The sequence below is a fragment of the Planctopirus hydrillae genome (assembly GCF_001707835.1).
GTDB classification, from domain to species: domain Bacteria; phylum Planctomycetota; class Planctomycetia; order Planctomycetales; family Planctomycetaceae; genus Planctopirus; species Planctopirus hydrillae.
The window spans coordinates 1-12,446 of record NZ_LYDR01000075.1 but is presented as its reverse complement, the minus strand read 5'-3'; the positions used below and the strand labels follow the sequence as shown (position 1 = coordinate 12,446).

At 54.2% G+C, this 12,446-nt stretch carries 8 protein-coding genes; 3 read left to right on the top strand and 5 right to left on the bottom strand.

The window, feature by feature from the left end; all coding sequences use genetic code 11:
* Positions 1-66: 66 nt before the first annotated feature.
* On the bottom strand, positions 67-921 hold the full coding sequence (locus A6X21_RS25380) for an aminoacyl--tRNA ligase-related protein (RefSeq protein WP_205847451.1): 855 nt from the start codon (positions 919-921) through the stop codon (positions 67-69).
* A 120-nt stretch (positions 922-1,041) separates the two neighbouring features.
* On the bottom strand, positions 1,042-2,418 hold the full coding sequence (locus tag A6X21_RS10675; RefSeq protein ID WP_083233538.1) for a dipeptidase: 1,377 nt from the start codon (positions 2,416-2,418) through the stop codon (positions 1,042-1,044).
* A 383-nt stretch (positions 2,419-2,801) separates the two neighbouring features.
* Between A6X21_RS10675 and A6X21_RS10670 the strand changes: the two genes are divergently transcribed.
* The gene (locus tag A6X21_RS10670; protein WP_068847761.1) at positions 2,802-3,845 is read left to right on the top strand and encodes a DUF1559 domain-containing protein; all 1,044 of its coding nucleotides are present in this window, start codon (positions 2,802-2,804) and stop codon (positions 3,843-3,845) included.
* Between the two features lie 407 nt (positions 3,846-4,252).
* On the opposite strand, the gene trpD is transcribed toward A6X21_RS10670, so the two are convergent.
* The 3 genes from trpD to A6X21_RS10655 all read right to left on the bottom strand — a co-directional run bounded on the left by trpD (position 4,253) and on the right by A6X21_RS10655 (position 9,287).
* Positions 4,253-5,284 (bottom strand): anthranilate phosphoribosyltransferase, encoded by a 1,032-nt coding sequence (gene trpD, locus A6X21_RS10665; RefSeq protein WP_068847760.1) that lies wholly within the window; start codon positions 5,282-5,284, stop codon positions 4,253-4,255.
* A 156-nt stretch (positions 5,285-5,440) separates the two neighbouring features.
* Positions 5,441-6,418, bottom strand: coding sequence for a hypothetical protein (locus A6X21_RS10660; RefSeq protein ID WP_068847759.1), 978 nt, complete (start codon positions 6,416-6,418; stop codon positions 5,441-5,443).
* A gap of 331 nt (positions 6,419-6,749) precedes the next feature.
* Positions 6,750-9,287, bottom strand: coding sequence for an ATP-dependent helicase (locus A6X21_RS10655; RefSeq protein WP_068847758.1), 2,538 nt, complete (start codon positions 9,285-9,287; stop codon positions 6,750-6,752).
* Between the two features lie 485 nt (positions 9,288-9,772).
* Here A6X21_RS10655 and A6X21_RS10645 point away from each other — a divergent pair, with 485 nt between their 5' ends.
* Together A6X21_RS10645 and A6X21_RS25020 are read left to right on the top strand one after the other, a co-directional pair.
* Positions 9,773-11,965 carry a hypothetical protein gene (locus A6X21_RS10645; protein ID WP_131818291.1) on the top strand — a complete coding sequence of 731 codons (2,193 nt, stop codon included), beginning with the start codon at positions 9,773-9,775 and terminating at the stop codon, positions 11,963-11,965.
* Between the two features lie 257 nt (positions 11,966-12,222).
* On the top strand, positions 12,223-12,446 hold a 224-nt coding region (locus tag A6X21_RS25020), incomplete at its 3' end, for a hypothetical protein (protein WP_205847450.1).

The following is a 12,446-nucleotide window of genomic DNA, read 5'->3' as shown; positions in this document are numbered from 1 at the left end:
CACTGTCGACATCTGCCAGTCCGAAGGCCAGCAGGCCTCCCAGAGCGACCATCATGGACGCAATTTTCATATCTCGACCTTTGTAAACTGATGAACGCGATAAATCCCCCGGCTGGCCCGGCCATGAGCACCGGCTTCTGTGCGGAAGCAATGCGACAATCCGGCCATGCGAATGGGTAACTGTTCGATGTCGAGAATCTCATCCTTCAAGGAACCACCCAGCGGGATCTCGGCTGTGGCGACGAGACTCAAATCGGTTCCATTGATCGAGTAGATCTGTGTTTCGTTGCCGCGCGGGTTATAGCCTGTCCCTTCGAGGACTTCGTGGCGTGCCAGATCGGGGGTGACGTAAGGTGTAAAACCTTTGGCCACCAGCTTCTGCATGGCAAATTGCACCAGTGCCAGTTCGAGCAGCACGGCTTCGTTCTTCAAAAAGTAAAAGCCATGGCCAGCGACTTTCGTACCGGCCTGAAAATCAATCAGGTCGCAGATCTCGGCCAGCTCGACATGATCCCGCACTTTGAAATCGAACGCCCTGGGTGTCCCCCAGGTGCGAATGACTTTGCTGAAGGTTTCATCCGGGCCGACAGGTGCGTCAGGATGCGTCAGATTGGGGACCTGAGCCTGAATTTCGCGCAGGGCGGCTTCGACCTCCTGCTGCTGCGTTTCGAATGTCGCGATTTTCTCTCGCAGAGTCCGGCCTTCGGCGACGAGTTTCTGCTTCTCGGCAGGGTCGGCGACTTTAGGGATGGCCGCCGAAAGTTCCTTCTGAGCATGGCGGGTCTGGTCGGCCTGCTGGATCAATTCAATCCGCTTGTCCCGCAATTCCAATAATCGCGACAGATCAATGGTCACGTTGCGGTCGGCACAGTTCTTCGTGATCAGTTCGAGGTTGTCGCAGATAAACTGAAGATCCAGCATGTTAGCTTTCGCGCGTATGGTCTTTTTGGGCTTCAGGAGTTTGAAAGGATCTAAAGTTGCCGGGAACGCCCGATTCTTCAGAGAGACCTTTCAACGGATTTGGTTCGGATCGTGGCCAGATCAAACTTTGGCCAGTTCTTCCCAGAGGATGGCACTGGCCAGAGTTCCCCGATGAAAATCCTCGATTGAGAAATGTTCATCAGGACTGTGCAGATTGTCAGTGTTCTGGCCCCATCCCAGGAGAAGTGTATCGATTTCCAGCAAACGCTTGAAGGTCGCCACGACTGGAATCGAACCACCTTCTCGAATGAAAACCGGAGCTTTTCCAAAACCGGCTTCAATGGCTTTGCTGGCAGCCTGCAGAAATGGGCTTTGTCGATCCATCAGAAAAGCAGGGCAACCGTGATCGGCTGTGAATTCCAGTCGGCAGGAGGGGTGCAGTTGACTGCGAAGAAAAACTTCGAGCGATTTCATCAGGACATCTGGATTCTGGTTGGCGACGAGGCGGCAAGTGATTTTGGCTGTGGCACTCGCGGGAACGATCGTTTTCGGGCCAGGACCCGTGTAGCCACCATAGATACCGTTGAATTCGAGTGTGGGTCTGGCCCAACGCTGTTCGAGAGGAGTAAATCCGGCTTCGCCGCGCAAACCAATGGCACCCGTTTCTGCCAGAAACGCGTCCTGATCAAAAGGGAGTTCGGCAAACCCGGCGCGGTCAGCGTCAGTCAGGGGGACGACATCGGCATAGAAGCCAGGGACCTGGACTTCATTGTGTTCGTTGTGCAAGAGGCTTAAGAGGCGAGTCAATTCGCGAATGGGATTAGGGATGGCTCCGCCGAAGACACCACTATGCAGATCTTTTCGTGGACCATGCACACGGACTTCGCAGGCGAAGATGCCTCTTAAGCCTGTTGTTATTGCTGGCCAGCCTGGCGCGTACTGGCTGGTATCGCTGATGACTGCCACATCGGCTTTGAGTTCGTCGCGGTGCTCCGCGAGAAAGCGTTCGAGGTTCTCGGAACCGACCTCTTCTTCGCCTTCAATAATGTAATCGAGATCAATGGGGAGTTGGCCCGCGGTCTTCATCCAGGCGAGGGCTGAGAGGATGTGGGTGAGCATCTGGCCTTTGTCGTCGGTGGCACCCCGTGCATAGATTTTGCCATCACGCAGGGTGGGCTCAAAGGGAGGCGTTGTCCAAAGATCGAGAGGGTCTGCCGGTTGAACATCGTAGTGCCCATAAACAATAGCGCGTCTACGATTACCCAGTGCGCGATAGCGGGCCCAGACGATGGGATAACCAGCCGTTGGGACAACTTCACAGGACCAGCCAGTGCCTGCAATTTGAAACAACTCGCTCAAAGTTGCAGCAGCCTGGTGGAGTGAATCAGCGCACTGAGGATCAGCACTGACTGAGGGGATTGACAGGAGTTGACAAAGAATTTTGACATTTTCTGGACGACGGTTTTTCAACTCATCAGTAAGTGTGGATGACATCATGAAAATCGATCCTTTGCGAGGCGAATGATTGGGTTGGAGGAGGTGTGTATTTTTGCTTCAGCGATATCAGAAGTGTTGTAGGGTTGTACCAGTTTGATGCAGAAAAAAGGAGTTTGTTCACAAAAGCGACAGATCATCAAAAAGGTGATTCTGAAGAAACAGAGAGAATTGTTAAACCGATGAAAAAGTGAGCGAATCCCGAGAGCATCAGGTGGGTTTAGCATGTAGGATACCGTCAATGGATTAGTCGATATGCGGCCAACGCATTTTGCAGATTGGCGCAGAATATGCTGATTCAGGTCGATGTTGTCATGGCTGCGGTGCGTCTGTGTTGGACGCGATGTCAGCCTGAATCTTTGATGTCCTTTCGAGGTGGACGATTTATGAAGATGGGTTCGCGGAAGTCTGGCTTCACACTGATTGAGTTGCTGGTGGTGATTGCAATTATCGCCATCCTGATTGCATTGCTTCTCCCTGCTGTCCAGCAGGCCCGTGAAGCTGCACGCCGTACACAGTGCCGTAACAACCTGAAGCAGTTGGGTCTGGCACTGCACAACTACCACGACAATGCACTGGTCTTCCCACCAGGTAACATTGGCTTCAACAACGCTGCCACTCCATCGTTCCAGGGTTTTGCCTGGTCGACCATGATCCTGCCGTTTGTGGATCAGGCTCCTCTCTACAACGTGCTGGCAAACCGCTTCAGCTCTTCAGTGCCTTACTCCACAGCCGTGACTCCTGTCACCCCAACGGCTGCTGAAGTCGCTGCAGTGGCCACAACCTTCCCGGCTTTTCGTTGTCCTTCGGACGTGGGTTCCAACCTGGTCAACGCTACGGCCGTTTCTGGTACAGCGGCTTCCGCCACTTACGCGAACTCCGTAGGTCGTTCGAACTATCCTGGCGTGGCTGGTGTGTTCCTCGTGACAACTGCAACTCCAAACACATGGACAGGTCTGGAAGACGTAACGACGACTGGGCTGTTCACCGCTGCTAACTTCCGCGGCATTTTCGCCCCGAACAGCCGCGTTGGCATCCGCGACATGACCGACGGAACCAGTAACTGTATCGTCGTTGGCGAGCGTTGCAGCCCAGCCACCGAAACTGCTGGTACCATTGGTATGGCAAGTTGGGTGAGCTGTTTTGATCAAGGGACTCATGCTGGTCGTGCTTCAGCTTATGGCGATGCCGCACAGCGTATCAACGTTAACGTGGCCAGTGGTACTGTGGTGAACACCACCGGTGCCACGACTGCCATCACCTTCAACGGTCCTCGCGGCCAGAACTCAGCATTTAGCAGCCTCCACACCGGTGGTGCTCACTTCCTGCTGGGCGACGGGACTGTCAAGTTCATCAGCGAGAACATTGACATCACCATCTACCGCAACCTGGCTCGCGTTAACGACGGCAACGTCATTGGCGAGTTCTAATCGAGTCTGGCAGAGCTTTCGTTCTGTCGAACTTCAACGATGATCTTCAAAGTGATCCGTGTGATTCTTCATCACACGGATCACTTTCTTTTTTGTGACGCTCGTCATCGTCTCTCGATGAGTGTGACTGGAGGGACGCCAGTGTTTTTTGTGCAGGCTGCGATGATGTCGCTCATTGACTACACACTCAAAACGTGCGAACTCGCCCCTTGTTAACTGAGTTCACAAACACAGATGCAACTGTTGAGTTCCTCCCTACGAACATTACGATGAATATCGAGCGTCAATCGAACTGGGGGCAAACGAGGACGTTTGACCCCAGCCACCCGGCCGCTTGTGGACTGTTCGCCCAATGCGTTCGAACTCACCCTCATCCCGGCCTGCTCCGGTCGAAATGGGAGAAGGGGTTAGTGACTGGTGTGGGAGTTCGTCCATGTCACGAGCGATTTTAATTGCGAGAGTGCACGGCCACTTTGAATCGTCTCGCGGGCCAGTTGAGTCGCGGAGATCAGATCGGGAGCTTTGCCTGCCAGCCATAATCCCACGGCAGCATTTGCAGTGACCATATGGGCCGGTGCACCGGCTTCCCCTGCCAGGATTTTCCAGATCAGGGCGGCACTCTCCTGTGGATTCGCCACTTTCAAATCTTCCACCTGGCACTCGGGCAATCCCAGTTGAGCAGCGGTCCAAGTTTCCTGATGAATCGTAGAACCTTCCACAATCCAGACCTGTGTCTGGCCCCAAAGGCTTACTTCATCAATTCGATCACCACAGATGACAGCCGATTTTCCAGTTCCCAGAAGTGCCAGAGCCTCGGCCACAAGAGCCGCTTCATGAGGTTTGCTGACACCAAGAACCTGATGCTGAGCACCCGCGGGATTGGTCAAGGGGCCCAACAGATTGAAGATCGTGCGGATACCAAGCTGTTTACGCACAGTCGCGACATGTTTCATCGCGTTATGAAACAAAGGGGCAAAGCAGAATCCAATCCCCACTTCATCAATACACCGAGCCACCTCAGAGGGAGGCAAGTCGAGTCTCACCCCCATCGCTTCCAACACATCCGCCGAACCACTCAAGCTGGTCACACTGCGGTTACCATGCTTGGCGACTGGACATCCGGCAGCCGCCACAACAATGGCTGCTGCGGTACTGATGTTAAAGGTGGCCTGGCCATCACCACCGGTGCCGCAAGTATCGAGGAGTGGAGTCGATTGCGGCTTCAAAGGCACGACATGCTTACGCATGGCGCGGGCTGCCCCGGCCAATTCACTGGCGGCGGGGCCTTTGCAGGCCAACGCTGTGAGAAACCCGGCGATGGTCACATCGGTCAGTTTCCCCTGCATAATCTCGCAGACAAACTGATCTGTTTCTTCCTGTGTGAGCGATTCCCCAGAAACCAAACGATTGAGGAAGCCGGGAGCGTGGAAGACCGTCATGAACTCACTTTCGAGGCTGGCGTGTGCTCGATCGATTGCGATCGGTAAAGAATCATTTCTTCACGGATCTCAGCATGCACAACCGACACAAAACTCTCAACCACGCTGAGCGATCATGATCGTATTCAACGACACAGTTTGTTGAAGAGAACCACTTCAGGCTTTGCGAGATTGAAACACGACAAACCCCACAAGAGCAGCAGCCAGGGCAATTGCGAGATAGCTTCCCAGCGACCACGAACCGGAAGTAGCGATGGGAGCGGGTGAGTTTCCTGCAGCCGGATACCAGGCGGTCACTGGGGTGGCTGTTCCCTGGACGGGAGCTGACTGGTAAACAGGTGGAGGGTTGGCCGAGATGGTGGTTGTGGTTGGAGAAGTTGAAGCAGGAACCAGGGGTGCCTGTGTTGTGGAAATGCCTTGGGTTGTGGTGATGCCTTGGGCTGCAGGTGGCGTCATGGGTTGTTGAGAAACCGATGCCACGGCAGCCGAATTTTCCACGGGTGCTACAGGCTCGGCAATCTGAGTGCTTCCTGGTTCTGTACGTGCTGGCTCTGTAAGTGCGGGCATGGCATGGGCTGCCCCGGGAGTTCCCGCCGCCGATTCATTGGCCAAATGGAGCGTGGAACGCCCTTCGTTGAACAGATTGGCCCATTTGCGAATCGTCTCTTCAAGTGGGTCATCTTTGGTGGTGAACTGGAGGCTGAAATCGGGAAGCCGCAAGGTCTTGATGGCTGACTTGGGCAGATCAATGGACTGGCCAGAAGGATTTTCGATCTGGACACCTAAATTGGTCAGGAGTCGAATCCGTCCCTGGAGAATTCCCCCGGTTGTCCGGCGAATGACCACATTGACGGGTGGTGTCCATTCGAGAGAAATCGTGGGCTGAACTGCTGTTTGAGGGGCTGTATCGTCGGGATCATCGGGTCTGAGATCCTGAGGAGTGCCGAATTGTGGGGCCGCATGCACAAGCGGATTGGTGGCTGACATTCCCAGCGCGAGAATCACCAGGCAGATCGATCGCCATAAAACCAGCCAGCGGGATCTTGAAGCGATCACCCATAGCGGGGATTTGCAGGCTTTCATCGGAACAGGGCCAACATCGTGGCTGCTTAAATACCGATGGGGAGATCGCATAATGGACTCGATATCTCAAAAGAAAGCATGGATGGTGGCTGGCAAAACCTACCATTGGAACCCGCCTGCCTGAGGAAAAGTTCCGTCAAACCGCTCGATTTCCCGTCAGCCTTGAAATGTGGAATGGCATAGACACAACCAGGATTTCCCGTCTTGATTTCAATGTTCTGATTGGCTGAGACGCTGGATCACGTTACGTAGATTCTGAAGCCTGCGTTACAGAATGCTGAGAACGTGGATGTCTGCAATACTTCACGCAAAAACAATTCGCATGGGAGGCATCCTGAAGCCGTGCCCAGGACGATGACAGGCAAATGAGCGTAACACTCAATCAGCGAAGAGGTTGCAGCGGGGCATGGGAAATGATGAAGTCTTTTTCTTCCTGGCTGGATTCAAACTCCACGCGGACTGTGGGCCGGTTGTTGGCCAGCGATAATCCCACTACGAGCCCCCGGCCATATTCGGGGTGCCTGACCTGCATGCCTAATTGAAACCTGTTGAGCGATTGATCGCGAGCCATCAGATCAGCTCCCGTCATCAGCCGCGACTTGAGCTGATCGATACGTTCGGCTTCCGGCACGCGAGGAGTTTTTTTCTTGGAGAAAGATCGAGAGTTTCGTGGTGTCACCGGCTGTGTGGCCGCAGTCTCGTGGCCACTCGGATCTTCGGGAGTCACTGCAGATTCCAGAACACGATCAATAAAGGTCGCCTTCGGTTGAGTGTCTTCTTCAGCATAAGCGAAGAGTTGTGCGTCAACGCCGGGCTCGGCCAGATCCACATGATCATCTTCTGTCGAGGTGGTTTCGTCAGGGGAATTGGAGGATTCCTTTCTGGCCTGTTCTCCCCAGCCAGCCATTTGAGCGAGAATTGAATCTCCGGATGTCCCCCGTCGCATCTCCTGAGGAGACCAGTCGCCAAAAGAGGTGTCATCATCGGTGGAGTAATCGTGTCGGGCGACATTCAACTCAGTCAAGAACTGGCTGGCAATCGTACTGAGTAACCGGCCATGGGTGGATCGCAAGCGCGTCCAGGTGAGATACAACTCTTCGCGGGCCCGAGTCATGCCGACGAACAGCAAACGCCGCTCTTCTTCGATCTGGAGTGGATCGCCATCACGCAATGATCGCTCGTGAGGCAATAATCCATGCTCAACACCCACCAGGTAGACGCAAGGGAACTCCAGGCCTTTGGCAGAATGCAAAGTCATCAATTGCACCTGACCAGCCGACTCGTCAATCGTGTCTGCATCCTGCACCAGCGAGCAGGTTTCGAGGAATTCACTGAGTGAACCCCCTTCGACATGATCCTGATCGAATTGGCGGGCGCTGGCGACCAGTTCTTCCACGTTGGCTTTGCGGTTGGCGTACTCTTCGGGTTCGAGTCCACTCAGGTTCTGCAGGTAGCCAGTTCTCTCGACAATGACCTCCAGCAGGTCTGCAATCGGCCCATGAGATCGACGGGCCAGTTCATCGAGCAGATTGGCAAACAGTTTCAGAGAGTACTCGGCTTTTTTCGGTAGACCGATGGAAGCGTCGATCTGATGCACTGCATCCCACAGATTGAGATTTCGAGCACTGGCCCAGCGATCCAGCTTTTCCTGCGAATTCTTGCCAATTCCACGGACGGGCGTGTTCACAATCCGCCGAAAAGCGGGGCGATCATCCGGATTCTCAATGACTCGCAGATAGGCAATCAGGTCTTTGACTTCCGTCCGTTCATAGAACGCGACACCACCAGTGATGGCAAACGGAACGCGGGCTCGTCCCAGAGCCGTTTCAATGGAGCGGGAAAGCGAGTTCACGCGGTAAAATATGGCAAAGTCTGAGTATTGACGTTCGCCACTGGCCACGCGCTCGCGGATTTCTGCCGCCAGCGAATCCGCCTCCTGGAAGCCATCGGCATACTGTCGGATCTCGACAGGTAAACCCGAAGGGTTTGACGTTCTGAGACTTTTGGCTTTGCGCTGAGTGTTATGGCGAATCAGGTCGTCGGCGGCTGCCAGGATTTCCGGGGTGCTGCGGAAATTGTCTTCGAGTCGCACAATTTTGACCCGGGGGAAGTCGCGTTCAAATCGCAGGATGTTCTCGATTTGTGCTCCCCGCCAGCCATAAATCGACTGATCAGGGTCGCCTGTGGCACACAGATTGGGCTCGTTTTGTGAGAGGGCAGAGACAATCTGATATTGCGCCTGATTCGTATCCTGGTATTCATCGACGAGGATAAAGCGATACCGTTCATCGAGCGATTGTCGCAGATTCGGGTTCTCTTTGAGGATGGTCACCACATGCAGCAACAGGTCGTCGAAATCGACGGCATTGGCATCGAGGAGTATCTGTTGATATCGGCCATAAGCTTTCGCGACGACTGAATCGAGATGTGTACCGACGCGTTCGCCGGCCTGCTGCGCGAACAGGGCCGGCGTGATGCACTCGTTTTTTAGCTGACCAATCCGCCAGCCAATGCGACTGGGGCTGTAATGCGTGGGGTCGAAGCCTTCTTCTTTGACCGCTTCTTTCAAAGCCGCATCCTGATCTTTCACATCGAGAATTGAGAAATTGGGTTTGAGGCCAACGGCACCGCCATACTGCCTCAAGATGCGGGCACAGAACTTATGAAACGTGCTGACAGCCACACGTCTTCCGGGAATGAGATGCTCGACACGTTCGGCCATCTCCCGGGCGGCTTTGTTGGTGAATGTGATGGCCAGAATTTCTGCGGGATGGACCCGCCGTTCGATGAGTCTGGCAATCCGCCGGGTGACGATACGGGTTTTTCCCGAGCCCGGGCCAGCGAGAACCAGCATGGGCCCTTCGAAGTGTTCTACGGCCGCTGCCTGCGATGGTGTCAAATCATCTAAAAGTTGAGTCACAGCGGTTGAGCACTCCGTTGCTGAACAAACTTCTCATCTCTCTGCAGGCAGAATCCCAAGAAATACTATGCCCAAATCAGCGGCAAACGAGAAGTGAGTTCGCTGGATTGGGCCCTGCGAATCGGCTGTGAAACTCACTAATTCCATTTTCACTCGTGGGGATGAGGCCGTTGATTCGGGAATGCGGCCGGGCGTCAATCCGGCGGCAGTCATTGCCGGAGCGGGGTGCGAAGGGTAGCATATTGAGGACTGGCAAAGTTTGTCGGTTAGTAAAGAATTAAGGATGTTGTGGATTGTACCAGTCGAGCGTGATGTTCGTGTTGCAGAGGATCGAAAAGGAATAGCGTCGGCTACGGTCGCAAAAAACTGCCGGTCGATGAAATTTCCCAGTGCGAAGCGTCGATGGACAACCGACCTGCCAACTCTGCCACAGATACACCTTGCCGGACTTTCTGATGACTTTACACACGGAGGCCTTGCGAACAATGTCCCAAGTTTTGACCCGCCTATCGAGGCGAGAAAACCGTGCCTGGAGAGGTGTTCTTTCTGTCGGCGCCATGACTGGCCTGGCGATGGGAAGCTGGGCGTTTGGCAATCAGGATCCTGCTCCAGAAGGTTTGCGAGGCATTCTGCCGAACACTGTGCCTTCCCGTTTGAGCAGCGACGTTCTCGATGAACTGGGAACCAACTGGGCCAAGTGGAGCGAGAACACGACGGCGGCTGTGGAAAAATTCTTCCAGCTTGAAGGCGATATCGCCGCCCAGAAGGCCGCGCTGGACGAACTGAAAGCCAGACTCGCGATTGTCGATAAGTCGCTGGCGGATCCCCGCTATCGCACGATTTTTGGCCCACTTTCGACACTCAAAGGCTCGTTGAGCCGAACGATCGAATTCTCGGATGCTATCCTCGAATCGTTAACACTCGATCCCGTCAAGGTTCGCCTTGAAACGATTGCTTCCAGGAAGGCTGAATCTGTTAAGGCTCTGGAGGCTCTTCAGGCGGCTCTGGACAAGATTCCAGGCGGTAAGGCGTGGCTCCCATTTGTCCGTGGTGAAGAACTCGCCAAGGCCATGGCTGGAAGTGACGAAGCGGCTGCGACAGCGGCTGCCAAGGCCACAATCGAACGTCTTGACGGTGTTGCCAAGATTGAAAACGAAGCCCAGAAGGCATTTTTGTCGCGGCCCGAGTTTGTCGCGCTGAAATCGGCCCTCGAAGGCTATGTGGCTGCGATCAATGCTCCGGTTGATGAAGCTTCGAAAGAAAAAATTCGTACCGTGATTGCGCAACTCGCTACAGCAGCCAGAAACGCCGAGGATGACCCGACCTCGGCGAATGCCGCTGCTTTGCGAGCAGCCATCAAGACAGTCAAAGAAACTGTGCCTGGCGGCGGTGCCGCCTTGCTGGCGGTCGTTCAGAAAAACTTTTTGAACTACAACCTGAGGCTGGTGGCGAGCGAAACGTTCCTCTCGAAGCTGATGTCCGATGCACGGACCGAATCGGGTGGTGTTCGAGACTTCATTCTCGGAGCGAACGTCGGTGGTTACCAGACGACATCGACCGTGGTGGGTGTCAACCTGAAGCCATCGCCCAACTCTGTGCGATTCGATCTGACACTCAACGGAACGGTGCAGTCGAACACCACAGGTGTCACCAGTGAAGCCACAGTGAACACCTATGGTTACCACACATTCTACGCCACAAAAGACGTCAACTTTGATGGTGAAAAGTTCACCACAGCACCAGCGCTTATTAGCGTTCGTCCGAACAATACGACGACAGGGATCTCCACTCGCTACAGTGGTTCGCTGCTGTTTGGTAACTATGCCGACCGAGTGGCTGCGGGTGAAGTTGCTTCCCGTCGTCCACAGGCTGAAGCGATTGCAGCCCAGCGTGTGCGTGAACGTGTGCTGCCTCGCTTCAACGAGGAAGCCGACGTTGCCATGAAGGACGCTGGTGCAAAGCTGGAGAAGGAACTGTTCGCCGGCCTCAAGAAAGTGAATCTCTTCCCGGACGCCAAAGTCTATCAGACCAGCGAAACCGATCTGAAGCTTTCGAGCCGTCTGATGACTGCCGAAGAGATTGGCGGGAATGTTCCTCCTGCGAACTTCCTCACAGCGACGACTGGTGCCACGATTCTGCTGCATGAATCGCTGTTGAATAACTCCATTGACCGTATGGGCTTTGCTGGAAAGACCTTCACCGAAGAAGAGTTCCGCAAGGAAATCCAGACATTTTTGAGCACAGCTCTGGGCCGCGAAATTGTCTTGAAGGATCGCCCACGAGCCGAAGGCGAAATGCCCAGCAAGAATTCGTTTGTCTTCGCCAAGGAAGATCCCATTCGCTTTAAGGCTGCTTCCGGTGGTTTAACTCTCACCTTAAGAACTGGCTTTAAGTCGGATGACCGGGAAGACATTCCTGTTTCGGAGATCACGGTGCCACTCAATTTCACAGTGGCTGGCCCGGAGATCACCGTCACACGCGGGACTATTGCCGTGGCCGATGTTGAAGGCGATCTGGGGATTGCTACGAAGGGTGTGATTCGCAAGAAGATTCAGGACGCTTTGCCAGATCGCACGGTCGAGAGCAAGTTCAAGATTGATGGGCCCAAGAAAACGGTCTTCGCGAATGTCACCAAGCTGGCCGTGGTCGATGGCTGGGTGATCGTCGATGTGCAGTAAAGATAAGCGTTGAGCCTGGCTGGTTGCCGGGATCATCGCGTGTTCTATCGAGAGGCAGCCTGTGATGGGCTGCCTCTCTTTTTGTTCCAGAACAGAGTTTGATTCGGCATAAGAATGATCCGTTGTGATCGTTCTCATGAGATCATTCTCAGGAAGCGACAGCGCAGTGATGTTTGAGAAGGCATGCTTGCCCAGAGCTGCTGTCTATTTCACGCATCTTCGCATGCAAATGGATCTGCGGTATGGCATGAGACTGTGTGGCTGGGGTCAAACGTCCTCGTTTGCCCCCAGTTCTTTGGACTCTGATCGCTTTTGACGAACAGCATGAGAAGTCATTAATCTATGTTTTGGATGCATTTGCGCTGGGGAAGTTTGTTGACCAGGGGGCGGATGAAGACATCCGACCCATACGCACCAAGTTAAGGCGATTCGTCTTTACGAAAAGCAGAAACTCCTTCAAAAGACCTGGGTATCTGACATC

What these genes read in the sequence shown, in the direction of transcription:
- A6X21_RS10660 (WP_068847759.1), bottom strand. Translation starts at nt 6,418, where the DNA reads ATGCGATCTCCCCATCGGTATTTAAGCAGCCACGATGTTGGCCCTGTT.
- A6X21_RS10675 (WP_083233538.1), bottom strand. Translation starts at nt 2,418, where the DNA reads ATGATGTCATCCACACTTACTGATGAGTTGAAAAACCGTCGTCCAGAA.
- A6X21_RS10670 (WP_068847761.1), top strand. Translation starts at nt 2,802, where the DNA reads ATGAAGATGGGTTCGCGGAAGTCTGGCTTCACACTGATTGAGTTGCTG.
- A6X21_RS25380 (WP_205847451.1), bottom strand. Translation starts at nt 921, where the DNA reads ATGCTGGATCTTCAGTTTATCTGCGACAACCTCGAACTGATCACGAAG.
- A6X21_RS10645 (WP_131818291.1), top strand. Translation starts at nt 9,773, where the DNA reads ATGTCCCAAGTTTTGACCCGCCTATCGAGGCGAGAAAACCGTGCCTGG.
- trpD (WP_068847760.1), bottom strand. Translation starts at nt 5,284, where the DNA reads ATGACGGTCTTCCACGCTCCCGGCTTCCTCAATCGTTTGGTTTCTGGG.